We start from the raw sequence: 25471 nt of genomic DNA on the forward strand, positions 1-25471 counted from the left end.
TCCTAGGATGCCCAGCACGCAACTGCCATTTTCGGACAGGTCCCCCATGGAACGCACTTCTCCTCTCGGCACTCTGGACAGCAGCACCCAGGGTTGGATCAACGGTTTTATCGGTGTGGTGATTTTCAGCGGCTCGCTGCCAGCCACGCGCCTGGCGGTCATGGAATTCGATCCGGTGTTCCTGACCATGATCCGCGCCAGTCTCGCGGCGCTACTGGGGTTGTGCCTATTGGGGGTATTCAAGGAAAAACGCCCCACGCGCCAGCAATGGGCACCGCTGGTTATCGTCGCGCTTGGCGTGGTGATCGGCTTTCCACTGCTGACGGCCCTGGCCCTGCAGTACGTGACCTCGGCCCACTCCATCGTCTTTATCGGCCTGCTGCCACTGGCTACGGCGGTGTTCGGTGTGCTGCGCGGCGGTGAACGGCCGAGGCCGGTGTTCTGGTTGTTTTCGATCCTGGGCAGCCTGTTGGTGATGGGATATGCCGTTGCCCAAGGCTTGAGCGCCGCACCCGCGGGCGATGTGTTGATGCTGTTGGCCGTGCTGGCATGCGGCCTGGGGTATGCCGAAGGCGCCAAGCTGTCGCGCAGCCTGGGCGGCTGGCAGGTGATCTGCTGGGCGCTGGTGGTGTCGCTGCCGGTGGTGGCGCCCTTGAGCCTGTTGTTGGCGCCGTCTACCCTCAGCGGTATCAGCTTGCCGGCCTGGTTGAGCCTGGGCTACGTGGCGGTGTTCAGCATGTTGATCGGCTTTGTGTTCTGGTACCGAGGCCTGGCCCAGGGCGGGATTGCCGCGGTCGGCCAGTTGCAGTTGCTGCAACCGTTCTTCGGCCTGGCGCTGGCGGTGGGTTTGCTGCATGAACAGGTCAGCCTGGGCATGGTGCTGGTGACGGTGGCGGTGATCGGCTGCGTGGCCGGGGCGAAGAAGTTTGCTCGCTAACCCCTGGCCTGCTAAATAGAAGCGTCGCCCAAACAACAACAAGGACTCTGCATGCACAGCGCTTCTCTCCAGGACACCACGGCGCCGGAAGGCATCTGCTACGGCTGCGGCAGCAGCAACCCTCATGGTCTGCACATCAAGAGCCGCTGGGATGACGATGGCGTACACGTCATTGCCGAGCATCAACCCGAGGCCAAATACAGCGGCTGGCCAGACCTGGTCTACGGTGGCCTGATCGCCATGCTGGTGGACTGCCACTCCAACTGGACCGCCATGGCCTACCACTACCGCGCCGAACAGCGTGAACCCGGCAGCCTGCCGCGCATCGACTGCGTCACCGGCAACCTGGGGATCAAATTCATCAAGCCCACGCCCATGGGCGTGCCCCTGGTCCTGCGGGCGCGGGTCGAAGGCGAAATCGGCCGCAAAAGCCGGGTGGTCTGCGAAGTGTATGCAGGCAGCGTGCTCACCGCCGTCGGCGACTCGGTATTCGTGCGCGTCGACACCGGGCAACTGGCCGCCGCCGCCCATGGCCGCGAGGTTTGATCCTGGTCTACAGTGACGGCAACCGCTAATCGAGGACTGCACCGATGACTCGTCTGACCGCGAAAGACTTTGCTCCCGAACTGCTGGAACTCTACGACGGCTATGCCCACGGCAAGATCAACCGCCGCGAATTTCTAGACCGCGCCGCGCTGTTCACCCTCGGTGGCCTCACCGCTTCGGCATTGCTCGCGGCCCTGAGCCCCAATTACGCCTTGGCCGAGCAGGTGAAATTCACCGACCCGGATATCGTCGCCGACTACATCACCTACCCCTCGCCCAAAGGCAACGGCACCGTGCGCGGCTATCTGGTACGCCCAGCCAAGGCGGCAGGCAAGCTGCCCGCCGTGGTGGTGGTGCATGAAAACCGGGGCCTGAACCCCTATATCGAAGACGTCGCCCGACGCCTGGCCAAGGCCGGCTTTATCGCCTTGGCCCCGGACGGCCTGACCTCGGTGGGCGGCTACCCTGGCAATGATGAAAAAGGCGTGGCCCTGCAGCAGACCGTCGACCCGACCAAACTGATGAACGACTTCTTCGCCGCCATCGAATGGCTGATGCAGCACGACAGCAGCACGGGCAAAGTCGGCATCACCGGGTTCTGTTATGGCGGTGGCGTGACCAATGCAGCGGCGGTGGCCTACCCGGAACTGGGCGCGGCAGTGTCGTTCTACGGGCGCCAACCCGACGCCAAGGACGTGCCACGCATCAAGGCGCCGATCATGTTGCATTTCGGTGAACTGGATACGCGCATCAATGAAGGCTGGCCGGCGTATGAACAGGCATTGAAAGCCGCGGGGACGAGGTATGAGGCGTTTATCTACAAGGGCGCCAATCATGGTTTTCATAATGATTCGACACCGCGCTATGACGAAGCAGCGGCGAACCTTGCCTGGGAACGCACCCTGGGATGGTTCCGCCAATACCTCGCCTAGCCAAGCGCTGACTGTGGGAGCGGGCTTGCCCGCGAAGGCGGTGTGTCAGTCGCTGCACCTGTTACTGCACGACCGCTATCGCAGGCAAGCCAGCTCCCACCTTTGATCACCTCAGGCAACACTTGCCTGCAACCACCCTTTGAACGCCAACATCGCGGGTGTCTCAGCCCGCGACTGCAAGCGCGTCAACCAATAGCTGCCGGTGGTGATCCCCACCTCGAACGGCTGGCGGATCACATCGTTCTCCAATTGCCGTGAAAACATCAGGGCTGGCGCCAGTGCTACGCCAGTCCCTTGCAGCGCGGCCTCCATCATCGCCAGCGAAGAGTCGAACACCACGCTGCGCGGCATCCGTGTATCGCTGGGCAAACCGGCGGCCTGGAACCACAGGTTCCACTCATCGGCACGGTAGGAACGCAGCAAGGTGTGTTTCAGTACGTCAGCCGGGCTGTGCAGTTGTTCGGCAATCTGCGGCACGCACAACACCGTCAACGGTGCCTCAAGCAAGGCGCAGGCGTCGGTGCCGTGCCACGCGCCGGCGCCAAAGCGGATGGCATAATCCAGGCCCTCGGCGGCGACATCCACGCGGTTGTTGTGGGTGGACAAGCGCAAGTCGATCAACGGGTAGCGGCTGTGAAAATCCGCCAGGCGTGGCAACAACCAGCCCACCGCAAAGGTACCGACCGCCCCCACCGTCAGGACTTCACGGTAATGGCCGCCTTCAAACTGATCCAAGGTCAGGGCAATACGGTCGAAGGCGTCACGCAGCACGGGCAGCAGGGATTCGCCTTCGCTGGTGAGCATCAAGCCCCGTGGCAGGCGCTTGAACAGCGTGACGTTGAGTTGCGCTTCGAGACTTTTGACCTGATGACTGACCGCCGCCTGGGTCACGCACAGCTCAATGGCCGCACGGGTAAAGCTCAAATGGCGCGCCGACGCTTCGAAAGCGCGCAACGCATTGAGCGGCAGGTGGGAACGCAACATGGCTTGACCCAAATTTTTCTAATGGTAGGTGCGAGATATCATCGTTTGCCGACACCCGGAAATCCACCTACATTTGCCACGCCTGCGCAGGTTCCGATCGTCATTGCCTTATTTACATGGAAGCGAACCATGAAACACACCCTGAAAAAATATGCGGTTTCAGCCTTGTTGCTCGGTGCCGGCAGCTGCATGGCCGCCACCGACATGCGCCAGGTCGTGGACAGCCACGTCACCCCTCTGATGAAACAGCAAGGCATCCCGGGCCTGACGGTCGCGGTCGTCCAACACGGCAAGGTGCAATACTTTAACTACGGCGTCGCCGCCAAAGACACCCAGGTACCCGTCACCGAAAACACCTTGTTCGAAATCGGCTCAGTGAGCAAAACCTTCAACGCCACCCTCGGCGGGTATGCCCAAGCCATCGGCAAGCTCAAGCTGTCGGACATGACCAGCCAACATCTGCCCGTCCTGGCTGGCAGCGCGTTCGATCGCATCAGCCTGCTGCAACTGGCCACTTATACCGCCGGCGGCCTGACGCTGCAGTTTCCAGATGCCGCCGACAGTGCAACCACCATGATGGATTACTTCCAGCATTGGAAACCCACTTATGCGCCGGGGGAACAACGCCTTTACTCCAACCCCAGCATTGGCCTGTTCGGTTACGTGACCGCAAAAAGCCTGGGCCAGCCTTTCACCGTCGCCATGGAAAAAACCCTGCTGCCCAAGCTGGGCTTGACCAATACCTATACTCGCGTCCCCGCCGACAAGGCCGGCCAGTACGCCCAGGGCTATGACAGCCAGCAGAAACCGGTACGCGTCAACCCCGGCGCCCTGGACTTCGAAGCCTACGGCATCAAGAGCAGCAGCCAGGACCTGGCCCGCTACGTGATCGCGAACATGCACCCGCAAACCCTGGAACAACCGGTGCAACAGGCCATTGCCACCACTCACGCCGGCTACTACACCGTCAACGGCATGACCCAGGGCCTGGGCTGGGAACGCTACCCCTACCCCATCAGCCTGCAAGCGTTGCTGGACGGCAACTCCACACCGATGGCGATGGAGCCGCACAAGGTCACTTGGCTCAAACCCGCCCAGCCGCAGCCTGCCAATGTGCTGTACAACAAAACCGGGTCCACTGGCGGCTTTGGTGCGTACGTGGCGTACGTGCCAAGCAAGGACATGGGGGTGGTGATTCTGGCGAACCGGAACTACCCGAATGCCGAACGGGTGAAAGTAGCGCACGCGATCTTGAGTGCGATGGACCAATAAGGCCGCCATCGCAGGCAAGCCAGCTCCCACATTTGGATCGCGGCGCGTCAGTTAGATCAGCGTCCGCCGTCGGGTAGTCACGGGAGCAAGCTCCCTCGCCACAGGGCCTGCGTCGTCCCTGAGTTGTGTAGATACCTATGCCCCGATGAGGAAGTGTCTGACCCACCGCCATCGGGGCAAGCCCCCTCCCACCCTACATTCCGAGCCACTGCGGCAGCGCCAGGGAAATGAACGGCAAGTACGTCACCATGATCAGGAACACCAACAGGATCATCAGCCACGGCATCGCCGCGCGAATAGTCTGCCCCAATGTCAGCCCGGTCACCGCCGAGGTCACGAACAGGTTCAGCCCCACCGGCGGGTGCACCAGGCCGATTTCCATGTTCACCACCATCACGATCCCCAGGTGAATCGGGTCGATCCCGAGCTTCATCGCAATCGGAAAAAAGATCGGCGCCAGGATCAGCACAATGGCCGATGGCTCCATAAAGCTGCCGGCAATCAGCAGCACCACGTTGACCATGATCAAGAAACCAATCGGCGTCAGCCCTTCGGAGATCACCCACGCGGTGATTTGCTGGGGGATCTGTTCGGTGGTCAGCACGTGGGCAAACAGCATGGCGTTGGCGATGATGAACATCAGCATGATCGACAAGCGTCCCGACTCCAGCAGCACCTTGGGGCAGTCGCGCAGCTTCATGTCCTTGTAGACGAACAGCGCGACGAATGCTGAATACACGGCCGCCACTGCCGCCGCTTCGGTCGGGGTGAACATGCCGCTGTAAATGCCGCCGAGGATGATCACCAGCAGCAACAGGCCCCAGAACGCTCGGCGTGCACAGCTCAGCCACTCACGGAATGTCGCCCGGGGTTGCGCCGGCAGCTTCTTGATGCGGGCGACGATGTAGATCGCGACCATCAACATCAGGCCCAGCAGCAAGCCCGGAATCACCCCGGCCATGAACAACTTGCCCACCGAGGTTTCGGTCGCCGCCGAATACACCACCATCACAATCGACGGCGGGATCAGAATGCCCAAGGTCCCGGCATTGCAGATGATGCCCGCACCAAATTCCTTCGGATAACCGGAGCGCACCATGCCCGCCACGGCAATCGAACCTACTGCTGCCACCGTGGCCGGTGACGACCCGGACAGCGCTGCAAACAGCATGCACGCCAGCACCGCCGCAATCGCCAGGCCACCGCGGATATGCCCGACACAGGCGTTGGCAAAGTCGATCAGCCGCTGGGCCACGCCGCCGGTGGTCATGAAGGCACCGGACAACAGGAAAAACGGAATCGCCAGGAAGGTGTAGGCATCGCTGGTTTCAAACAGCTTGATCGCCAGGGAACTTACCGAGTCCTGGCTGAACATCAGGATCGACACCGCACCGGACAGCCCCAGGGCAATCGCAATCGGCACGCCCAGGAACATAAACACGAACAACAGCAGAAACAGACAGAGCACGGCCATCAGTGACGCTCCTCATGGCTGCCGGCCAACTTGCTGGCCTCACCGGCCTCGTCGGCCAACCCCAACCCGACCTGGCGGTGGGTAAAGATGCGGTAGAAAATTTCCAGGTAGCGGATCAATACCAACGCAAAGCCAATGGGCACGATCACCACGATGTCGCCGACATCGATGCCGAACTGGTCAAGGTCTTCGGCGCCGATATGCGCGGTCATCACCGCACTCACCCACTTGTAGCTGGCCACCATGAACAGCCCGGCATAGGCCAGGCAGCACAGGCAGGCGAGCATGCCGAGCAGGCGCTGCACCGGGCGCCGGGTCAGCCGCACCAGCGCGTCCACGCCCAGGTGGCCGGCGGTGCGCACGCCGTAGGAAATGCCGAAAAAAATCAACCAGCCGAACATCGCCTTGGTCAGCGCCACACTCCAGGTCATCTCTTGGGCCCAGGTCATGGTGCCGTCGCCCAGGGCATTGAAGAAGGCGCTGCTCCAGGCCCATTTGTCGGCCAGGGCAAAGAACAGGGTGTAGACGTTGTTGAGCATGACGTAGACGAACGTCACCAGGGTCATGGCGGCCAGCAGGAAAGCGATAAAGGCTTCCTCCAGGTGCTCCCAGACGCGCCTTAGCGTTTGCATGGCAAAACCTCGCGTGGCAAAGATAGGTAAAAACCAGGTCAACCTGTGGGAGCTGGCTTGCCTGCGATAGCGGTGGACCAGCCGCCAGTTGTATCAACTGACACACCGCAATCGCGGGCAAGCCCGCTCCCACAGAGGATTACTGGTTGGAAGCGTCCGCCGCCTTGATCAGGTCAGCCCCAATCTCGCCTTCGAACTTCTGCCACACCGGGCGCATGGCTTCGCGCCACAGCGCACGTTGCTCGGGGGTCAGTTCGATGATTTCGCTGGTCTTGGCGTCGATGATCTTCTGCTTGGCCGACTGGTTCAGCGCTTCGGCCTGCTTGTTCACCTCCACGGTGACCTCGGCCATGATCTGCTCCAGGGTGCTGCGCACATCCGGCGCCAGGCCGTTCCAGAACGTCGCGTTAGTGATCACCATGTAGTCGATCAGGCCATGGTTGGACTCGGTGAAGTACTTCTGCACTTCGTTGACCTTCTGGCTTTCATAGTTCGACCACGTGTTCTCGGTGCCATTCACGGTACCGGTCTGCAGGCCCTGGTAAACCTCGGCAAAGCTCATCTTGCGCGGGTTGGCGCGGATCGCCTTGAACTGTTCTTCGAGCACACTGGAAGCTTGCACGCGGAACTTCAGGCCACGGGCGTCCTTGGGTTCATGCAGGGCCTTGTTGGCAGAGAGTTGTTTGAGGCCGTTGTGCCAATAGGCCAGGCCGAGGATGTTTTTATCCTGCATCGAGGTCAGCAGTTGCTTGCCCTGGGCCGCCTGGAAACGGTCGACGGCGGCCAGGTCGTTGAACAGGAACGGCAAGTCGTATATCTGCACTTGCTTGGTGTAGTGCTCGAATTTGGCCAGGGACGGCGCCAGCATCTGCACATCACCCAGCAGCAATGCTTCCATTTCCTTGCCATCGCCAAACAGCGACGAGTTCGGGTACACCTCGACCTTGACCTTGCCGGGCAGGCGCTCTTCAGCAAGTTTTTTGAACAGCAGCGCGCCTTGGCCTTTAGGGGTGTTTTCGGCAACCACGTGGGCGAACTTGATCACAATCGGGTCTGCCGCCTGGGCCAGGCCAGCGGTAAACAAGGTGGCGGCGCACAGCAGCGCCCGGGAAAGCTTGAGCATGGGAATCACCTTCTTATTGTTGTGTTTAAGGCAAGGTGCCTGATGTTACGCGTGTCGTGAATTTCGAATTTTAGATACCTGCGTTCGGCCTGGCCGAACGCGTCCAGTGTGGGAGCTGGCTTGCCTGCGATAGCGGTGTGTCAGGCAACACAGACAGTGACTGTTCTGCCGCTATCGCAGGCAAGCCAGCTCCCACACTTTGTTCCCGGTTTTGTCAGTTACAGTTGCGCGGCCAGCAGCCGTTGCGCGCGCAGCAACACCGGCGCATCCACCATCTGCCCATCAATCTGATAAGCCCCTGCCCCATGGGCGCCCGCCTCCACCACCCGCCTGGCCCAGGCCAGCTCTTGGGCGCTCGGCGCTAGCGCGGCATGGATCACCGCGACTTGCTTGGGATGAATGCACAACGCCCCGGCAAAGCCCATCTCATAGGCGTGCCGGATCGAACGGTGCAGGCCTTCGGGGTCGTCGATGGCCGGGTGCACGCCGTCCAGCGGCGCCGCCAGGCCCGCGGCGCGCGAATGCACGATCAGCGCCAGGCGCGCCTGGTCGAGGGCCAATTCAGCGGCGCGGGAGTGACTGCTCAGGTTCAGGTCCAGCGCCAGGTCCAAGCCACCGAACGACAGGCGCTCCACCTGGGGCGCCTGGGCAATCTGCGCCAGTGCCAGCAAACCGCGTGCGCTTTCGATAATCGGCCAGATAGCCTTGCCGGTCGCGGCCACCACAGCCACCTGGGCCGCGCTTTCGACCTTGGGCAGCAATACCCCGGCGACATTTGCATGGGCCTTGCAGAACGCCACGTCCTCAAAATGCTCGGCATGTTGCGGCGCGTTGATGCGCACCCACAGCTGGGCCTCAGGATGGGCGCGCAGGAATGCATCCAGATTATCCCGGGCCTGACGCTTGAGCGGTTCTTCTACCGCGTCTTCAAAATCCACAATCACTGCGTCGGCGCCGCTGGCCAGGGCCTTGGCAAACCGCTCCGGGCGGCTGCCCGGCACAAACAGCGCAGAACGTACTAATGGCTTTGGCATCACGTGATTCCTGATTAGATAACGCCGCGCTCGCGCAGACTGTTAATAGCCTCAATGGAGTAACCCAGCTGCTCAAGGATGCCTTGGCTGTGTTGCCCCAGCGCTGGCACGCCGTCCATGCGCGGGGTAAACGCAGCGTTACGGGCCGGTGGCAACAGCGACGGCAACGGCCCCGCCGGGCTGTCGACGTCACGCCAGCTGTCGCGGGCCTTGAGTTGCGGGTGGTCCCACACGCCTTGCATGTCGTTGACCCGGGCACTGGCAATTTGCGCGTGCTCCAGGCGCTGGATCACCGCCTCGACGTCCAGTGGGGCAAAGCGCTCCACAATGATCTGGCGCAGCACCTCGCGGTTGGCCGAGCGCTTGAAATTGGCGCTGAAGCGCTCGTCCGTGGCCAATGCCGGGGTGAGCAGCACTTTGTCGCAGAACGCCGCCCATTCGCGCTCGTTCTGCAAGCCGAGCATCACCGTGCCGCCGCCCCCGGTGGGAAACGGCCCGTAGGGGTAAATCGTCGAATGCGCGGCACCCGCACGCGGTGGCGGCGGCGCGCCGTCGAAGGCGTAATACATCGGGTAGCCCATCCACTCCACCAGGCTTTCGAGCATGCTCACATCGATGCGACTGCCCTGGCCGGTTTTGCCGCGCAGCAGCAGCGCCGACAGAATGCCGCTGTAGGCGTACATCCCGGCGGAGATATCCGCGATGGAGCAACCGGCTTTGGCCATCTGTTCTTCACCTGGGCCTCCGGTCACCGAGAGAAAGCCGCCCTCGCTCTGGATCAGCAGGTCGTAGGCTTTCTTTTTCTCGTAGGGCCCACCTTCGCCATAGCCGGAAATATCGCAGACGATCAGGCGTGGGAAGCGCGCGTGCAGCGCCTCGAACGATAAGCCCATGCGCGCCGCCGCGCCGGGGGCAAGGTTCTGCACCAGCACATCGGCATCGGCCAAAAGCGCATCCAGAATAGCGCCCGCCTCGTCCTGCTTGAGGTCCAGGGTCAGGCTTTCCTTGGAGCGGTTGGTCCAGACGAAATGCGACGCCAGGCCACGCACCCGCTCGTCATAGCCACGGGCGAAGTCGCCGGTGCCGGGGCGCTCTACCTTGATGACCCGGGCACCGAGGTCGGCCAGCTGGCGCGTGCAAAATGGCGCGGCAATCGCGTGTTCCAGGCTGACGACGGTGATGCCGTCCAGCGGTCGTTGTTCAGTCATGACAAATCCCTCAAAGCCAATGGGCCATGGACGCGGTAGTGCGCAGGTTCCACACCTGCTCGATCAGGCCTCTGGCCTGGGGCGGGGTGCGGGCGCCGCTGAAGTGGGCCAGGCGCTGGAACTTATCCGCCAGTTCGGCCCGACTCAGGGTGTTGCCCGGGTCGCCCTTGGGTTCATCAATGGCACCGCGCAGCGTGCGGCCATCGGTGGTGGTGACCGTGACGCGGCCCAGCCAGCGTTGCGGGTAGGCGCTGTCGACTTCCGGGTCCAGGGTCATGCTGACCTTGTCGCGAAACGCCGCGACCGCAGGATCGGTCAACGCCAGCTCATGGAATTCAGGCAACCCGGCTTTGCCATGCACAGCGATCAGCCCAAGCACGGTGCCCATGGAAAATTTGGCCTGGTGCACGGTGGCCGGCACCGTCACTCGACCCAGCACATCGATGGCGCCTTGGTGCACGTGGGTTTGCACCTGGGAGATCTGCGCAGCGCTCAAGCCTTCACGCTGCATCACGGCCAGCAGCGCATCGGCAGCAGAATGGGTGTGGCGACAGGAGGCGTGGAATTTGAACGAGGTCTCCACCAGCGCCCAACGGCTGCCCAGCTCGGAAGACAATTTGCCCGGTTGGGCATCACTGGACATACCTGCCGCCAAACCTTGCTCACCTTCAAGGATATTGCGCGCGCCGGTCAGCCCATCGGCCGTAAGGTAAGCCGCCAGCAAGCCGTCCGCCGCCGCCTTGGCCGTGTGCAGTTGCTTGGAGTCGGCGGCATCGCGCAGAAACTCCCACAGCCCGGCAGCCTGGGTGCCGGCGCTGCCGAGCAGGTTGATGAATTGTTCTTCGTTGAAATCGAGCAACTTGCCCACCGCGACCGCCGCCGCCAGGGTGCCGACCGTGGCCGTGGTGTGGAAGATGCGGTAGTGGGAGCGGCCCATGAACTCACCGATGCGAATCCCCGCCTCGTAGCCGGCCACCGAGGCCAGCAAGAGTTCACGGCCAGACTTGCCGAGGTCCTGGGCAGCCGCCAACGCGGCGGGAAACACCACGGTGGCCGGGTGCAGCACGGAACTGTTGTGCAGGTCATCCTGCTCCACCAGGTGTGAGGAGGCGGCGTTGACCAGTGCGGCGAAATACGCGCTGGTGCCGGTGCCGTTGACGATCACCTGGGCCGGACCGCTGCTCGGGCCCATCTTCTGCGCGTAGCGTTCAAACAAGGGAATCGGGTGCGCGCCTTGGCTGGCCAAGGCGGACGCGAGCCAATCCAGGTACAGCTCTTCGGTGCGCGCCAGCACGGGCTCGGGCAATTGTGAATACGTCAGCTCGGCCAGGAACCGGCACAGGGCTTGGGTAGGGCTCATTGCTCAGGCCCTCAAAAGCTACGTGGCAGTTCGAGCAAATGCTCGGCCACGTAGGACAGGATCAGGTTGGTGGAGATCGGCGCTACCTGGTACAGGCGGGTCTCGCGGAATTTGCGCTCCACGTCGTACTCGCAGGCAAAGCCGAAGCCGCCGTGGGTTTGCAGGCAGGCGTTGGCCGCTTCCCACGACGCCTTGGCCGCCAGGTACTTGGCCATGTTGGCACTGGCCCCGGCGTTCTTGCCGTTGTCGTATTCATCACAGGCACGCCAGCGCATCAGGTCGGCCGCTTCGATCTCGATATGCGCCTCGGCAATCGGGAACTGCACGCCCTGGTTCTGCCCGATTGGCCGGCCAAACACCACACGGTCGCGGGCATAGGCGCTGGCCTTTTCGATGAACCAGCGGCCGTCACCGATGCACTCGGCGGCAATCAGCGTGCGCTCGGCATTCAGGCCATCGAGGATGTATTTGAAGCCCTTGCCCTCCTCGCCAATCAGGCTGTCCAGGGGCAGCTCCAGGTTGTCGAAGAACAGCTCGTTGGTCTCGTGGTTGACCATATTGGCAATGGGCTGCACGGTCAGGCCGTTGCCGATGGCCTGGCGCAGGTCTACCAGGAAGATCGACATGCCTTCGGACTTTTTCTTTACGTCGGCCAAAGGCGTAGTGCGCGCCAGCAGGATCATCAGGTCGGAATGCTGTACCCGAGAGATCCAGACTTTCTGGCCGTTGATCACGTACTTGTCGCCGCGCTTGATCGCCGTGGTCTTGATCTTGGTGGTGTCGGTGCCGGTAGTGGGCTCGGTGACGGCCATCGACTGCAGGCGCAACTCACCGCTGGCCAGCTTGGGCAGGTAGAAGCGTTTTTGCGCCTCGCTGCCGTGACGCAGCAGGGTGAACATGTTGTACATCTGGCCGTGTACGGTGCCCGAGTTGCCGCCGCAGCGGTTGACTTCCTCAAGGATCACCGAGGCTTCGGCCAGGCCCAGGCCGGAACCGCCGTATTCTTCGGGAATCATGGCCGACAGCCAACCGGCGTCGGTCAGGGCCTTGACGAAGGCTTCGGGGAAGCCTTTTTCTTCATCGATCTTGCGCCAGTAAGCGGCATCGAACTCGGCGCACAAGGCGCGCACGCCGTCGCGGATGGCATTGAGTTCTTCGTTGTCATGGGCATTCATTAACGGCTCTCCGCCTGTTGTTATCGGGTTATTCGAAATGCACTTGGGCGGTCTGTGCCAGGCCTTCAGTGTTGCCCGCCCAGAGTTCTGCGACGCCGGTTGCGGTGATACGCCCGCCGACCTCAAAAGGCTGTGGCGCAATCAGTGGGCGCACGCCGCGATAGGCAAAGCGGCGCAGGGTCGCCTCAGGGTGCGCCCGGCAGAACGCACGCAGGTTCAAAGTGGCGATCAGCGGGCCATGCACCACCAGGCCGGCATAGCCTTCGGTGCCAGTGACATAGGGGTAGTCGTAGTGGATGCGGTGGCCGTTGAACGTGACGGCGCTGTAGCGGAACAACAGGGTCGACGTCGGCTCGACGGCCTCTGTCCATTCGCCCCGGGCCAGCGCGTCGCCGCTGCCAGGCTTGGGTGGCGTGGGTTCGCGGTAGACGATGTCCTGTTCCTCGCGGATGGCCAGGCGCCCTTCCTGGGAGTAGTCATGGCGCACGGTGACAAATAGCAGTGAGCCGGTGCGCCCGGTCTTTTCTTCGACCTGGGTGATGGTCGACACGCGCGTAGCCGCCTCGCCAGCCCGCAGTGGCTGCAGAAATTCAACACGCCCACCGGCCCACATGCGATTGCGGTTATCGGCCGGCGGCAGGAACCCGCCTCGTGCCGGGTGGCCGTCGCCGCCCAACGCCACCTCCGGCAACGGGTCCTGGAAAAAACACCATTGCCACAGCGCAGGTACGGCTTCACCGTCGGCAGGCACCTCTTCACCAAACGTCGCGGCGATGCGCTTGAGCAGGTTATGGCTCAGGTGGTCGTGGGCGGTCTCACTTCGGCCGATCCAATCAGTGGCGCTCATCGGGTGCAGGTCCTCAGGCAGTGGGTGTCTGCCGTGGATCATGCAAGGGCCTGCCCGTTCTGAGAATTTGCATTTCAATAAACCAGCGTTCGGTTAAGCTGAACGCACCATTCCTATGCGTACCTCTTGTGGCGAGGGAGCTTGCTCCCGTGGGGGCGCGAAGCGGCCCCAAAAAACAGGCCTGCTTCGCAGTCCAGCGGGAGCAAGCTCCCTCGCCACGGGTGATCACAAGCCTGGAGTTTTGCATGCACTTCGATCTCGCCGACCTGCGCCTGTTTATCCATATCGCCGAATCCCCCAGCCTCACCCAGGGTGCCAAGCGCGCCTTCCTGTCGCCGGCTGCCGCCAGTGCGCGGATCAAGGCCCTGGAAGGTCAGCTCGACACGCGCCTGTTGTACCGCGATAGCCGGGGCGTGGAGATCACCCCGGCAGGCGAGCGCCTGTTACACCATGCGCGGTTGATTATGCGCCAGGTGGATTACCTCAAAAGCGAGTTCACCCAATACGGCGTGGATTCCGCCGGGCATATCCGTATCTTCGCCAACACCACGGCGGTCACCGAATTTTTGCCGGAGGTTCTGGCAGGCTTTCTGTCGCAGCGTCCGGGCGTCACTGTCGATCTGCAGGAACGCCTGTCGCGGGACATCGTGCGCGGCGTGCTCGATGGCACCAGTGACATGGGCATCATCGCCGGCCCCGTGGAAGCGTCCGGCCTGCAGGTGTTGCATTTCAGCACCGATGAACTGGTGCTGATGGTGCCCGTCGGGCATCCGTTGGCCGACCAGCCTTCGGTGACCCTTGAGCAGACCCTGGCGTATCAGCATATCGGCCTGCATGAAGGCAGCACGCTGTTGAGTTTCCTGCGCGAACACGTCGAGCGTCTGGGCAAGCAATTGTCGCTGCGTATCCAGGTCTCGAGCTTCGAGGCGATCTGCCGGATGGTCGAGGCCGGCGTGGGCATTGGCATCATTCCAGAGTCCGCCGCCCTGCGTCACAGCCGCACCATGCAACTGGTGACGGTGAAACTGGACGAGCCCTGGGCGATTCGCGAGCGCAGCATTCTGGTACGCGAGCTGGAAGCGCTGCCGGGGACCATTCGCGCCCTGATTGCCACGTTGATGCCCGCCCCCCTGGGCAAATCCTGATGTTTTTATAAGCGGCCGTTAACAGTCTTTGACAGTTTCCCGACAAAGCACTCAAAGATTCTCGGCCCCCGCCGCCCTAGCATTCCAGCATCCAAATCATCATTCGGGTGCTCTTGATGTTTCGCAGACTGCGCGGTATTCCGCTATTGGGTTGCCTGTTGGGCAGTATCGGTTGCCACTCGCAACCGCCTGCCCCGCCGCCGATTCAAAAAGGCGATTACGGCGCAATCATCCGCTACCTGCAAACCCGCATTCCCCGGGAGATGGCTCGGGACAATGTGGCGGGATTGTCGATTGCCCTGGTCAATGGCCAGGAGCTGATCTGGGCCCGCGGCTTTGGCCTGGCTGACAAAGACCTGGGGGTGCCAGTCACGCCCAATACCGCGTTTCGCGCAGGTGGCATCTCCAAGCTGCTGACCGCCACGGCGGCGCTGCAACTGGTGGAGCAGCAACACCTGGCGCTGGATGCGCCGATCCAGCAGACCCTGCGTGAGTTCTACGTAAGGTCCCGCTTTCACAGTGACCAGGCCGAGGCGGATCGCACGATCACCTTGCGGCGCTTGCTCAGCCATCAATCCGGCTTGCCCAGCGAGCACCTGCGCGACCTGCGCAGCACCTATGCCATGGGGCAAATGCCGATGCGTGTGTCGGGTGTGTGGCTGAGCAGCCTGCCGGGCTCCCAGGTGGCGTATTCCAACCTTGGCTATGCCTTGGTGGGCGCCGCCATTGAGCGCAGCAGCGGCAAAAGCTTCGAAGCCCAGTTACAAAGCAGCCTGCTCACACCCTTGCGAATGAACCAGTCCAGTTTCCTGGGTACCGGTGCGCAAATGAGCTATCGCGCCCACGGCTACGAGGATGGCAAGGCCAGCACCGACCCCCAGGTGCGTGACCTCGCCGCCGGCGGCCTGTGGACCAGCCCCAAAGACCTCAGCCGCTACGTACGCATGCTGTTTGCCAAGGGCACCTACAAGGGCAGCCAGATCCTCGGCAGCACGTCTATCGACGCCATGTTTACCCAGCAAAACACCGGCAATGCCTTGGATTTCGACTGCCAGATGGGCTTGGGCTGGTTCTTGGCGCCCTGTGGTGACGAGCCCATCGGCCCCGGTGTGCGCACCTACCAGCACAGCGGTGGCGGCGACGACTTCGTGGCCCAGTTGACCCTGCTGCCGGATCAGCAACTGGCCGTGGTCATCATGGCCAACGACAGCAACGCCGAAGACATGGTGGTGTCGCTGACCACTGACAGCCTGCGCCTGATGCTCCAGGCTCAGACCGGCAAGCCCGTATGCGCCGATGACTGCCAGGCCCCCAGCCACGGCCTCAAGCTGCGCCATGTACCGGCGGCGGTGGATCGCAAGCGCCTGGCAGGCTTCTACGCGACCGCCTGGGGCGTGTTCCGCATCAGGGATGAGCATGCGCGCTTGAGCGGTGAACTGGCCGGCTACGATTTCCAGCTGTTGCGTGATGAGCAAGGCTGGCTGCGGGCGCAGAAAAAAATACTGGGGTTCTGGCGCAAGGACCTGGGCGAGTTGGGCCGCGTGCAGTTGGATGTGGTCACGGTACAAGGCCGCCAAATGCTCACCGCCCGCAGCCACGGCCAACGCATTGCCATCGGCGAGCGCATCGAGCCGCCGCCCTTGTCCGCCGCGTGGGCCAACACGGTCGGCACCTACCAGGTGCTCAGCAGCCATGAACCCGACGCGCCATTGAGTGGCATCAGCGTGCGCCAGGAGGACGGTTTCCTGGTGATTCGCGGCCAATTGCACGGCGAGCCGCTGACCGACTACATCCTGCTGCCCATCGACAACGCCCATGCGGTGCTGGCCGGCAACGGCTACGGCCTGGGCGATACCGTCAGCCGACAGGTCAACGGCCTGAGTGCTTCGGGCTACTCGTTCAAACGCACCCATTCACCTTTGAAGCTCTAGTGGGACGGTTAGACTCGCGCCCTTCCCCATGCCAGGTATTCACATTAGAACTACTCAGCATATGCCCACGTCATCCGAAACGACGCCCCGCCCCACTCCGAATCCTGCACTTCCACCTGCCCGCCATGCCACTGGCTGACACGCTTGACCAGCGCCAGGCCCAGACCAAATCCGCCTGTGCGGCGGTCGCGGCTGGCGTCAAGGCGCAGGAAGGGTTCGAATATCTTGGTGCGACCCTCCAGCGGTACCCCCGGCCCATCGTCGTTGACCCGCACTTCGTAACCGCTGCCAAACTTGACCAGCGACACTTCCACGCGGCGATCGGCATAACGAATCGCGTTGCGCAGCAGGTTGATCACGGCCCGCGCCATAAAGCGTGGCTCGATCTGGATAACGTCCACCTCGCAGGTGCGCAACGACAACTGCACCCCTTCCGCTTCGGCCTCCAGGGCCACGCTGCCGATCACACTGTCGAGCCAACTGTGGGCCTCGATTTGCTCGCGGGTGACCTGGGTAGCGCCCGGCTCAAGGCTGGCATAGGTCAACAGCTCGGAGACCATTTCTTCCAGTTCACCGAGGTCGGCGTACATGTCGTTGATCAACGCTCGGCTTTGCCGTGGGTCACTCTGCTGCCTGAGCTGGTCCAGCTCGAATGACAGCCGCGCAATCGGCGTACGCAATTCGTGGGAGACCGCGTTGGTGAGTTCGCGCTGGTTGGCGATCAAACCTTCGATGCGCTCGGCCATCTGGTTGAAGTGCCCGGCCAGTGAACGCACGGTGGAGCGAGTCGGCAGCAAGATGCGCGAGCCCAGGTCATTGTCACCGAAACGTTGCGCTGCCAGGCGGATGTGCTCCAGGTCGCGCCAGTGTGGACGCACCCAGAAATACAGGACGATGGCCAGGCTCACGCCCAGGAAAGCGTAGGCCCAGAGGTACAACCACTTGGGTTCTTCCGGCAACCTGATTTCGAGCAGTTGCGGGCCGTCGTCGATAGGCGCAAGAAATTTCATGAAGTCTTCGCGCACCACCACCTGACCAGCCGCCAGGAGTTTCTGTTCCCGTTCGCTCAAATTCTGGGCGTCGCGCTGCACCAGTTCGAGCCGCAAGCCGTAATGCGGTTGCAGTTCGTCCAGGCGTGCCTGGCGCGCCTCTGCCTGCACGGGGCGCAACTGCTCCACCAGGGCCCACGCCGGGCCGCGCAGGGCTTCACGGTTATAGGTCTCGTTGGACTCGGGCATGTAAGCGTCAAGGCCGAAGTCGACCAGCCAGATCGACCCGGCCAGGCCGAGCGCGAGAATCAAATAGAGGCGCAGGTACAAGCGCAGCATCTACACCTCCCACGCGAACGGATTGAACAGGTAGCCCTTGCCCCAGATGGTCTTGATGCACACCGGCTCGCGGGGGTTGTCATTGAGCTTGCCGCGCAGTTTGCTGATGTACACGTCTACGCTGCGGTTCAGCCCGTCAAAGGCAATGCCGCGCATGCGGTTGAGGATGTCGTCGCGAGAGAGAATCTTGCCCGCGCTGCTGGCCAGCAGCCACAGCAACTCGAACTCCATGGTGGTGAGGTCAATGGTCTCGCCGCCCAGGCGGACCACCCGGCAACTGCGATCAATCGACAAACGGCCAAATTCCAGGGCGCCGCGCACGGTGGGCTCGGGCACCTGGCGGCGCTGCAGCGCACGCAGGCGCGCCAACAACACCGGCGGTTTGATCGGCTTGATCACGTAGTCGTCAGCACCGGACTCAAGGCCAAGGATATGGTCCAGGTCATCTTCCTTGGCGGTGAGGATCACGATGGGCGTGTCCGACACGTTGCGAATCTCGCGGCAGACATGTAGCCCGCTCTGACCCGGCAGCATCAGATCGAGCACGACGATCTTCGGCTTGAAATCCAGGAACGCCGCCAGGGCTTCATCGCCCCGGTACACCACCCGTACCTCGAAACCATGCTGCGACAGAAAATGCGAGACCAGCCCTGCCAGCTTTTCATCGTCCTCAACGAGCAGGACCTTGCCCAGACCCAGGTTTTCCATAAGTTCTCAGTGTGGATGCGCGGATTGAAATGGGGCCATTATAGGTGGCAAGCTGGCCGACAGAGGTGGCTGACCAGTCCCCAGCGAAGAAGCTTCATGCTTTTAAGAGTTTTTAACAAATAGCCTGCAGTTTTTAACGCCATTGACAGGGAGTTCCATGCGCAAGGATTACCTGGCGTTCTTCATTTCGCTGTTCCTTTCACGGCTGGCCGACCAGGTTCTGCTGTTTATCGTGCCACTGATCGTGTTCCAGACCACGCAAAGCGTGTCGTGGGCGGGGTTGGCGTTTTTTATCGAGTCACTGCCGCGCTACCTGGCGTTTCCGGTGTGCGGCGCGTTGTGCGACAGGTTTTCACCGGTGCGTATCCTGCATATCAGCCAGGTGTATCGGGCCCTGGCCTGCGTGGTGGCGATGGCGCTGTATGGGCTGTTCGACGGTATCCATTGGCTGGTGATGCTGTCCGCGTTGTGCGGCGTGCTGACCACCCAGGGCATCATGGCGCGGGAAGTGGTGATGCCGCATATCTTCGGGCAGTACACCTACGCCAAGACCTTGTCCTATTCGCAGATCGCCGACCAGGGCGGACTGGTGCTCGGGCCATTGGTGGCGGCGCTGATGCTGGAAGTCTGGGCGTGGCCATGGGTAGTGCTGGGCGTCGCCGCGCTGTTTGTGCTGGCAGACCTGGCGATGCTGATCTGGCAGCGCAACACCACGGTGGACCTGCACATCCATGAACAACAGCCGGGTAACTGGCTGCAACCCCTGCGCACCGCTTTTGGCCACATCCTCAACCGGGTGGAGTTGAAACGCATCATCGTCCTGGCGGTCGGTGTGAACCTGATGGTCGGCGTGACGCTGGCTACCTCGGCTGCCATGGTCACCGGCCACTACGCAGCGGGCAAAGACGCCTATGCCCTGCTACAAGCCGCCGGGGCGCTGGTGACAATCGCGATTCTGTTCTACCTGGCGCATTCATCACTGAAGCTGAAGGTACTGGGCGGGTTGTCGTACTCGATGATCACCGTCGGCGCGCTGATCACCGCGCTCAGCCCCGGCGTGTGGGCCTACACGGTGGGGTTCCTGCTGCTGACCGGCTTCGACAAGATGTTCAACGTGTACCTGCGCAGCACCCGCCAACGGGTGATTCCGGTGCAGGACTTCGGCAAGACCGTTGGCGTGATGACCTTGCTCAACAACCTGGCCCAGCCCTTGGCGGGCTTGATGATTGCCGTGTTGGCAGCGCCTTTGGGCACGCCAACGGTGATCCTGCTGCTGACCGGGATCACCGCCTTGATCGGTGTGGCCGTGGCCTCAGGCTGGCACGCCACTGTGAAAGCGGAACTCGACGTCGGGTGATTCGATCAGGTCCTGCTCGGTGGCCCGTACCCGCTCGATCACCTGGGCGATATCCTTGGCGTCGCCGTACTGGTATGCCAGCTTCAAGTAGCCCTGGAAGTGCCGCGCCTCGCTTTTGAGCAAGCCGAAATAAAACTTGCCGAGTTCTTCGTCCAAATGCGGCACCAGCGCTTCGAACCGCTCGCAACTGCGCGCTTCGATAAAGGCCCCCACCACCAGGGTATCCACCAGCTTGACCGGCTCATGGCTGCGCACCACCTTGCGCAAACCCGAGGCGTAACGGCCGGCGTGCAGTTGACGCAGTTCGACCTTGCGCTTTTTCATCAGGCGCATGACCTGCTCGTGGTGCACCAACTCTTCGCGGGCCAGGCGCGACATCATGTTGATCAGGTCAACGTGGCCATAATACTTGGCCATCAGGCTCAAGGCGGTGCTGGCGGCTTTGAATTCGCAGTTCTTGTGGTCGATCAGCAGGGTTTCCTGATCGGCCAACGCGGCCTTGACCCAGGCATCGGGGGTGCGGCAGCCGAGGAATTCATGGATTTCGGGCAGGTTCATCGGGCTCACGGGCAAAGGATCACAAAAGGGCGCCGATTATACCGACCCCGTCGCAGACCACCAGCCACCGGCCTTGATGTGTATCAACATGACGGCTGCGTAGCAGCAACTATAGTTATCCAACGCCCGCCCTTTTGGAGATCCCGACCATGCAAGCCATCCGCAGCATCCTGGTGGTCATCGAGCCCGAGCATTCGGAAAGCCTGGCCCTCAAGCGTGCCAAGCTGATTGCCAAAGTGACCGACGCGCACCTGCACTTGCTGGTCTGTGACAAGAAGCACGAGCATTCGGCGCTGCTGAGCCTGCTCAAGGAGGGCTTGAAAGAAGACGGCTACAGCGTCACCACCGAGCAAGCCTGGAACGACAGCCTGCATGAAACCATCATCGATGTGCAGCAAGCCGAAGGCTGTGGCCTGGTGATCAAACAGCACTTCCCCGACAACCCTCTGAAAAAAGCCCTGCTGACCCCGGCGGACTGGAAGTTGCTGCGCTATTGCCCGACGCCGGTGTTGCTGGTCAAGACCGCCACCCCCTGGGCGGGCAGCGTGATCCTGGCGGCCATCGACGTGGGCAACGCCGACGGCGAACACCGCTCGCTGCACAATTCGATCATCGACCATGGCTTTGATATCGCCAGCCTCGCCAAAGCGCAGTTGCATGTGATCAGCGCGCACCCCTCGCCCATGCTGTCGGCGGCAGACCCGACCTTTCAGCTCAAGGAAACCATCGAGGCGCGTTACCGCGAGCAATGCAAGGCCTTCCAGGCCGAGTTCGACGTGGACGACAGGCACCTGCATATCGAGGAAGGCCCGGCCGATGTGCTGATCCCACATATTGCCCATCGCTTGCAGGCGGCGGTGACCATTATCGGCACGGTGGCGCGCACGGGGATTTCCGGCGCGTTGATCGGCAATACCGCAGAAGTGGTGCTGGATGCGGTGCAAAGCGATGTGCTGGTGCTCAAGCCGCAGACGCTCATGGATCATCTGCAAGAGCTGGCGACCAAGCCCTGACACCGACCTTCAGGCAATGTGGATCAAATGTGGGAGCTGGCTTGCCTGCGATTGCAGTGGGTCAGCTTGCGCATTTGCTCCTGATACACCGCTATCGCAGGCAAGCCAGCTCCCACATTGACCTCGCCAGTCAGTTAACCCAGCGCATCTTTCAAGAAGCCCGGCGCGATATAGCGCTGGTAATGCGCCTCGGACAAGATAAAGAACTCGCGATCAATGGCATCGCGCAGTTCAGGCAGCGCCCAGTCGCGAAACTCCGGCAACAGCACCATGCCATAGGCCTCCAGGTTATTGATCACCCGGGCCCCACGGGCGATCAACTGGTAGGCCCAGCAATACTCGGACTGGTGCGGCACAAAGCGAATCTTGCGTTGCTCCAACTGCCCGCGCAGGGTCTTGGGGTCGAAAACCTCCACTTTACCGGCCATGACCTGCACCAACAGCTGCTCAAGCCTGAGCCAGACCGCGCGTTTTTCTTCTTCGTTATAGCCGTTCCACTGGATCACTTCATGGTGGAAGCGCTTGCATCCACGGCACACGAGATCGCCGTAGACCGTGGAGCACAGGCCGACGCAGGGGGTCTTGATGGTTTGGTTGGGCATAAGCAGCAACACGCAAATCAGCGAAACAGTGTGCCATGTTAGCCCTTTGTCTAAGGTTGATCACCCAGCAAACTTGAGCAGGCAACTTACCTTTAGATTTTTTTTGCCGTAGAATCACCCGGCCTTGTAAGGCGCCAATAATCCGCTGGAAGCTGTTTTCAAAGCGTCACGAGCACAGTCGTTCCTTCAGAACGGTGTTGGCGCAGGTTCGACCCGGTAGGTCAGAGCCCGCGCCAACCCTCATCAGCTCCGTTCTGCAGGCGTAAAACTTTGAAAGCAGCTTCTGTAAGGAATGCCGGCAGCGCTGGCTTTGCGGCCCAAAAAGCCCCCGAGCGCATGCGTGCCGTTCATTTCTGGATGAGCGTCCCGTGGGACCACTGATGAGGGTAATAACTGTGCTTGAAGCCTACCGCAAACATATCGAAGAGCGTGCAGCACTGGGTATCGTTCCCCAGCCGCTTAACGCCGAACAAACCGCAGGCCTGGTCGAGCTGCTGAAAAATCCTCCGGCTGGCGAAGAAGAATTCCTCGTTGACCTGATCACCAACCGCATTCCACCAGGCGTTGACGAAGCTGCCTACGTCAAGGCCGGTTTCCTGTCTGCCCTGGCCAAGGGCGAAGCCACTTCCCCCCTGATCGACAAGAAACGCGCTGTTGAACTGCTCGGCACCATGCAAGGCGGCTACAACATCGTGACGTTGGTCGAGCTGCTGGACGACGCCGAACTGGCACCCGTCGCGGCCGCCCAACTCAAGCACACCCTGCTGATGTTCGATGCGTTCCACGACGTCGCCGAAAAAGCCCGCAACGGCAACGAGCACGCCAAAGGCGTGATCCAGTCCTGGGCTGACGGCGAGTGGTTCCGCAACCGCCCTACCCTGGCCGACAAGATCAGCCTGCGCGTCTTCAAGGTCACCGGCGAAACCAACACCGACGACCTGTCGCCTGCGCCTGACGCCTGGTCCCGCCCTGACATCCCGCTGCACGCCCTGGCCATGCTGAAAATGGCTCGCGAAGGCATCGTGCCGGACGAGCAAGGCAAGACCGGCCCGATGAAGCAGATCGAAGAAATGCGTGGCCAAGGCTTCCCGATCGCCTACGTGGGTGACGTGGTCGGTACCGGCTCGTCGCGTAAGTCGGCGACCAACTCGGTACTGTGGTTCTTCGGTGACGACGTGCCTTACGTGCCGAACAAGCGTGCCGGCGGTTTCTGCTTCGGCAGCAAGATCGCTCCGATCTTCTACAACACCATGGAAGATGCCGGCGCACTGCCAATCGAATTCGACGTCACCAACATGAACATGGGCGACGTGATCGACCTGTACCCGCATGCTGGCAAAGTCTGCAAGCACGGCACCGACGAAGTCCTGACCACCTTCGAAATGAAGACCCCGGTGCTGTTGGACGAAGTTCGCGCTGGCGGTCGTATCCCGCTGATCATCGGTCGCGGCCTGACCGACAAGGCTCGCGCTGAGCTGGGCCTGGGCCCGACCGACCTGTTCAAGCTGCCTGAAGCGCCTGTCGACACCGGCAAAGGCTTCACCCTGGCGCAGAAAATGGTCGGCAAGGCCTGTGGCCTGCCAGAAGGCAAAGGCGTTCGTCCAGGCACCTACTGCGAGCCGAAGATGACCACCGTGGGGTCCCAGGACACCACCGGCCCAATGACCCGTGATGAACTCAAAGACCTGGCGTGCCTGGGCTTCTCGACCGACCTGGTGATGCAGTCCTTCTGCCACACCGCGGCTTACCCGAAGCCGATCGACGTGACCACCCACCACACCCTGCCTGACTTCATCATGACCCGTGGCGGTGTATCGCTGCGTCCAGGCGACGGCATCATCCACAGCTGGCTGAACCGCATGCTGCTGCCGGACACCGTCGGTACCGGTGGCGACTCCCACACCCGTTTCCCGATGGGCATCTCGTTCCCGGCCGGTTCTGGCCTGGTCGCGTTCGCTGCAGCCACTGGCGTAATGCCACTGGACATGCCGGAATCGATTCTGGTGCGCTTCAAAGGCAAGATGAAGCCTGGCATCACCCTGCGTGACCTGGTGCATGCCATTCCTTACTACGCGATCCAGGCTGGCCTGCTGACCGTAGAGAAGAAAGGCAAGAAGAACGCCTTCTCTGGCCGCATCCTGGAAATCGAAGGCCTGAACGACCTGACGCTGGAACAGGCTTTCGAGCTGTCCGACGCCTCGGCTGAACGTTCGGCTGCCGGTTGCACCATCAAGCTGTCCAAAGAGTCCGTCACCGAGTACCTGAACTCCAACATCACCCTGCTGCGCTGGATGATCGGCGAAGGCTACGGCGATGCACGCACCCTGGAACGTCGCGCCCAAGCGATGGAAGCCTGGGTTGCCAACCCGGAGCTGATGGAAGCCGATGCCGACGCCGAATACGCCGAAATCATCGAAATCGATCTGTCGGAAATCAACGAGCCGATCCTCTGTGCGCCAAACGACCCGGACGACGCCCGTCTGCTGTCCAGCGTCGCTGGCGAGAAGATCGACGAAGTGTTCATCGGTTCGTGCATGACCAACATCGGTCACTTCCGCGCTGCCGGTAAGCTGCTGGAGCAGGTCAAGGGCCAGCTGCCAACCCGTCTGTGGCTGTCGCCGCCGACCAAGATGGACGCTCACCAACTGACCGAAGAAGGCTACTACGGCATCTACGGCAAGGCTGGCGCACGCATGGAAATGCCAGGCTGCTCGCTGTGCATGGGTAACCAGGCACGCGTTGAGCCGAACTCCACCGTCGTGTCGACCTCGACCCGTAACTTCCCGAACCGCCTGGGTGATGGTGCCAACGTCTACCTGGCATCGGCTGAGCTGGCGGCAGTCGCCTCCACTCTGGGTCGCCTGCCGACAGTCGAAGAGTACATGGGCTACGCGGCGAAACTGGACACCATGGCCAGTGACGTCTACCGCTACCTGAACTTCGACCAGATCGCCGAGTTCCGCAAGATCGCAGCAAGCGCCAACATCCCGGTGATTCAAGCTTAACGGTGTGTTGATGTGAAGAACGCCGCGTATCGCAAGGTACGCGGCGTTTTTTTATGCCTGGAATTAACCTTACTGCCAACACAAAAAAAATGTGGGAGCTGGCTTGCCTGCGATGGCCATAGGTATCTACATAACTCTGTTAGCTCAACGGTAACCACGATGCGAAGCGAGCCGCTCTTGATCTTGATCTGCTTTTGATCTTGATCTGCTTTTGATCTTAGGCGCCCCGTTAAACCACGCTGGCGGATTACGGGCACACCGAGCCTAAGCGAGGTGCCGAGCCTAAGCGAGGTGCCGAGT

Annotated in this window: 22 protein-coding genes; 9 read left to right on the top strand and 13 right to left on the bottom strand. The window is 61.8% G+C overall.

The annotated features are described in order from the left end of the window. Positions 1-46: 46 nt before the first annotated feature. From CLM72_RS14995 to yghX, 3 genes are read left to right on the top strand one after another with little or no spacing between them, the layout of a single operon-like run. Positions 47-937, top strand: a complete 891-nt coding sequence (locus tag CLM72_RS14995; protein ID WP_105226987.1) for a DMT family transporter — start codon at positions 47-49, stop codon at positions 935-937. Between the two features lie 51 nt (positions 938-988). Then, the gene (locus CLM72_RS15000) at positions 989-1483 is read left to right on the top strand and encodes a PaaI family thioesterase (RefSeq protein WP_054897340.1); all 495 of its coding nucleotides are present in this window, start codon (positions 989-991) and stop codon (positions 1481-1483) included. Positions 1484-1527: 44 nt separating this feature from the next. Next, positions 1528-2415: a YghX family hydrolase gene (gene yghX / locus CLM72_RS15005; protein WP_105226988.1), complete on the top strand. Its 888-nt coding sequence runs from the start codon at positions 1528-1530 to the stop codon at positions 2413-2415. Positions 2416-2526: 111 nt separating this feature from the next. Here the strand turns inward: yghX and CLM72_RS15010 are convergent, their stop codons facing one another. After that, positions 2527-3399 (bottom strand): LysR family transcriptional regulator, encoded by an 873-nt coding sequence (locus CLM72_RS15010; protein WP_105226989.1) that lies wholly within the window; start codon positions 3397-3399, stop codon positions 2527-2529. Positions 3400-3528: 129 nt separating this feature from the next. On the opposite strand from CLM72_RS15010, the gene ampC reads away from it, so the two are divergent. Beyond that, on the top strand, positions 3529-4671 hold the full coding sequence (gene ampC / locus CLM72_RS15015; protein ID WP_105226990.1) for a class C beta-lactamase: 1143 nt from the start codon (positions 3529-3531) through the stop codon (positions 4669-4671). 193 nt (positions 4672-4864) lie between these two features. Here ampC and dctM read toward each other — a convergent pair whose 3' ends face one another. From dctM to CLM72_RS15060, 8 genes are all read right to left on the bottom strand, one after another. Continuing rightward, complete coding sequence (dctM, locus tag CLM72_RS15020) at positions 4865-6145, bottom strand: C4-dicarboxylate TRAP transporter large permease protein DctM (protein ID WP_014718351.1); 1281 nt, start codon at positions 6143-6145, stop codon at positions 4865-4867. After that, a complete protein-coding gene (locus tag CLM72_RS15025; RefSeq protein WP_105226991.1) occupies positions 6145-6777 on the bottom strand; it encodes a TRAP transporter small permease in 633 nt (210 codons plus the stop codon). The genes dctM and CLM72_RS15025 overlap by 1 nt, the downstream gene beginning before the upstream one ends. A gap of 139 nt (positions 6778-6916) precedes the next feature. Beyond that, positions 6917-7900: a TRAP transporter substrate-binding protein gene (locus CLM72_RS15030; protein WP_073522239.1), complete on the bottom strand. Its 984-nt coding sequence runs from the start codon at positions 7898-7900 to the stop codon at positions 6917-6919. Between the two features lie 218 nt (positions 7901-8118). Continuing rightward, positions 8119-8934 carry a CoA ester lyase gene (locus tag CLM72_RS15040; protein WP_105226993.1) on the bottom strand — a complete coding sequence of 272 codons (816 nt, stop codon included), beginning with the start codon at positions 8932-8934 and terminating at the stop codon, positions 8119-8121. 14 nt (positions 8935-8948) lie between these two features. Then, complete coding sequence (locus CLM72_RS15045) at positions 8949-10142, bottom strand: CaiB/BaiF CoA-transferase family protein (protein ID WP_105226994.1); 1194 nt, start codon at positions 10140-10142, stop codon at positions 8949-8951. 10 nt (positions 10143-10152) lie between these two features. Continuing rightward, on the bottom strand, positions 10153-11502 hold the full coding sequence (locus tag CLM72_RS15050) for an MmgE/PrpD family protein (RefSeq protein ID WP_105226995.1): 1350 nt from the start codon (positions 11500-11502) through the stop codon (positions 10153-10155). A gap of 11 nt (positions 11503-11513) precedes the next feature. Continuing rightward, on the bottom strand, positions 11514-12677 hold the full coding sequence (locus tag CLM72_RS15055) for an acyl-CoA dehydrogenase family protein (protein ID WP_105226996.1): 1164 nt from the start codon (positions 12675-12677) through the stop codon (positions 11514-11516). A gap of 28 nt (positions 12678-12705) precedes the next feature. Beyond that, positions 12706-13524, bottom strand: coding sequence for a MaoC family dehydratase N-terminal domain-containing protein (locus CLM72_RS15060; protein WP_105229145.1), 819 nt, complete (start codon positions 13522-13524; stop codon positions 12706-12708). Positions 13525-13769: 245 nt separating this feature from the next. On the opposite strand from CLM72_RS15060, the gene CLM72_RS15065 reads away from it, so the two are divergent. Both CLM72_RS15065 and CLM72_RS15070 read left to right on the top strand, forming a co-directional pair. Then, positions 13770-14669 (top strand): LysR family transcriptional regulator, encoded by a 900-nt coding sequence (locus tag CLM72_RS15065; protein ID WP_034126002.1) that lies wholly within the window; start codon positions 13770-13772, stop codon positions 14667-14669. Between the two features lie 116 nt (positions 14670-14785). After that, entirely contained in the window at positions 14786-16600 is a 1815-nt protein-coding gene (locus tag CLM72_RS15070; RefSeq protein WP_105226997.1) for a serine hydrolase, read from the top strand. A gap of 50 nt (positions 16601-16650) precedes the next feature. Here the strand turns inward: CLM72_RS15070 and CLM72_RS15075 are convergent, their stop codons facing one another. Continuing rightward, positions 16651-17928, bottom strand: a complete 1278-nt coding sequence (locus CLM72_RS15075; protein WP_105226998.1) for an ATP-binding protein — start codon at positions 17926-17928, stop codon at positions 16651-16653. Further along, complete coding sequence (locus tag CLM72_RS15080) at positions 17929-18636, bottom strand: response regulator (protein WP_014718339.1); 708 nt, start codon at positions 18634-18636, stop codon at positions 17929-17931. Between the two features lie 157 nt (positions 18637-18793). Here CLM72_RS15080 and CLM72_RS15085 point away from each other — a divergent pair, with 157 nt between their 5' ends. Beyond that, positions 18794-19993, top strand: coding sequence for an MFS transporter (locus CLM72_RS15085; RefSeq protein WP_034126006.1), 1200 nt, complete (start codon positions 18794-18796; stop codon positions 19991-19993). Here the strand turns inward: CLM72_RS15085 and CLM72_RS15090 are convergent. Further along, complete coding sequence (locus CLM72_RS15090) at positions 19949-20551, bottom strand: tRNA-(ms[2]io[6]A)-hydroxylase (protein ID WP_105226999.1); 603 nt, start codon at positions 20549-20551, stop codon at positions 19949-19951. The two genes, CLM72_RS15085 and CLM72_RS15090, sit on opposite strands and share 45 nt — an antisense overlap. A 149-nt stretch (positions 20552-20700) precedes the next feature. Here CLM72_RS15090 and CLM72_RS15095 point away from each other — a divergent pair, with 149 nt between their 5' ends. Further along, positions 20701-21564, top strand: coding sequence for a universal stress protein (locus tag CLM72_RS15095; RefSeq protein ID WP_105227000.1), 864 nt, complete (start codon positions 20701-20703; stop codon positions 21562-21564). Between the two features lie 134 nt (positions 21565-21698). Here the strand turns inward: CLM72_RS15095 and CLM72_RS15100 are convergent, their stop codons facing one another. Next, positions 21699-22166, bottom strand: a complete 468-nt coding sequence (locus CLM72_RS15100; RefSeq protein ID WP_003190830.1) for a DUF1289 domain-containing protein — start codon at positions 22164-22166, stop codon at positions 21699-21701. Positions 22167-22561: 395 nt separating this feature from the next. Here CLM72_RS15100 and acnB point away from each other — a divergent pair, with 395 nt between their 5' ends. After that, positions 22562-25171 (top strand): bifunctional aconitate hydratase 2/2-methylisocitrate dehydratase, encoded by a 2610-nt coding sequence (gene acnB, locus CLM72_RS15105; RefSeq protein WP_003190828.1) that lies wholly within the window; start codon positions 22562-22564, stop codon positions 25169-25171. Positions 25172-25471 lie beyond the last annotated feature (300 nt).

Origin of the sequence: Pseudomonas sp. MYb193, from assembly GCF_002966775.1 — a bacterium.
Lineage (GTDB): Bacteria > Pseudomonadota > Gammaproteobacteria > Pseudomonadales > Pseudomonadaceae > Aquipseudomonas > Aquipseudomonas paracarnis.

Bases quoted from the DNA above. Each gene is read 5' to 3' on its own strand.
- CLM72_RS14995 (WP_105226987.1), top strand. From the start codon at position 47: ATGGAACGCACTTCTCCTCTCGGCACTCTGGACAGCAGCACCCAGGGT.
- CLM72_RS15000 (WP_054897340.1), top strand. From the start codon at position 989: ATGCACAGCGCTTCTCTCCAGGACACCACGGCGCCGGAAGGCATCTGC.
- yghX (WP_105226988.1), top strand. From the start codon at position 1,528: ATGACTCGTCTGACCGCGAAAGACTTTGCTCCCGAACTGCTGGAACTC.
- CLM72_RS15010 (WP_105226989.1), bottom strand. From the start codon at position 3,399: ATGTTGCGTTCCCACCTGCCGCTCAATGCGTTGCGCGCTTTCGAAGCG.
- ampC (WP_105226990.1), top strand. From the start codon at position 3,529: ATGAAACACACCCTGAAAAAATATGCGGTTTCAGCCTTGTTGCTCGGT.
- dctM (WP_014718351.1), bottom strand. From the start codon at position 6,145: ATGGCCGTGCTCTGTCTGTTTCTGCTGTTGTTCGTGTTTATGTTCCTG.
- CLM72_RS15025 (WP_105226991.1), bottom strand. From the start codon at position 6,777: ATGCAAACGCTAAGGCGCGTCTGGGAGCACCTGGAGGAAGCCTTTATC.
- CLM72_RS15030 (WP_073522239.1), bottom strand. From the start codon at position 7,900: ATGCTCAAGCTTTCCCGGGCGCTGCTGTGCGCCGCCACCTTGTTTACC.
- CLM72_RS15040 (WP_105226993.1), bottom strand. From the start codon at position 8,934: ATGCCAAAGCCATTAGTACGTTCTGCGCTGTTTGTGCCGGGCAGCCGC.
- CLM72_RS15045 (WP_105226994.1), bottom strand. From the start codon at position 10,142: ATGACTGAACAACGACCGCTGGACGGCATCACCGTCGTCAGCCTGGAA.
- CLM72_RS15050 (WP_105226995.1), bottom strand. From the start codon at position 11,502: ATGAGCCCTACCCAAGCCCTGTGCCGGTTCCTGGCCGAGCTGACGTAT.
- CLM72_RS15055 (WP_105226996.1), bottom strand. From the start codon at position 12,677: ATGAATGCCCATGACAACGAAGAACTCAATGCCATCCGCGACGGCGTG.
- CLM72_RS15060 (WP_105229145.1), bottom strand. From the start codon at position 13,524: ATGAGCGCCACTGATTGGATCGGCCGAAGTGAGACCGCCCACGACCAC.
- CLM72_RS15065 (WP_034126002.1), top strand. From the start codon at position 13,770: ATGCACTTCGATCTCGCCGACCTGCGCCTGTTTATCCATATCGCCGAA.
- CLM72_RS15070 (WP_105226997.1), top strand. From the start codon at position 14,786: ATGTTTCGCAGACTGCGCGGTATTCCGCTATTGGGTTGCCTGTTGGGC.
- CLM72_RS15075 (WP_105226998.1), bottom strand. From the start codon at position 17,928: ATGCTGCGCTTGTACCTGCGCCTCTATTTGATTCTCGCGCTCGGCCTG.
- CLM72_RS15080 (WP_014718339.1), bottom strand. From the start codon at position 18,636: ATGGAAAACCTGGGTCTGGGCAAGGTCCTGCTCGTTGAGGACGATGAA.
- CLM72_RS15085 (WP_034126006.1), top strand. From the start codon at position 18,794: ATGCGCAAGGATTACCTGGCGTTCTTCATTTCGCTGTTCCTTTCACGG.
- CLM72_RS15090 (WP_105226999.1), bottom strand. From the start codon at position 20,551: ATGAACCTGCCCGAAATCCATGAATTCCTCGGCTGCCGCACCCCCGAT.
- CLM72_RS15095 (WP_105227000.1), top strand. From the start codon at position 20,701: ATGCAAGCCATCCGCAGCATCCTGGTGGTCATCGAGCCCGAGCATTCG.
- CLM72_RS15100 (WP_003190830.1), bottom strand. From the start codon at position 22,166: ATGCCCAACCAAACCATCAAGACCCCCTGCGTCGGCCTGTGCTCCACG.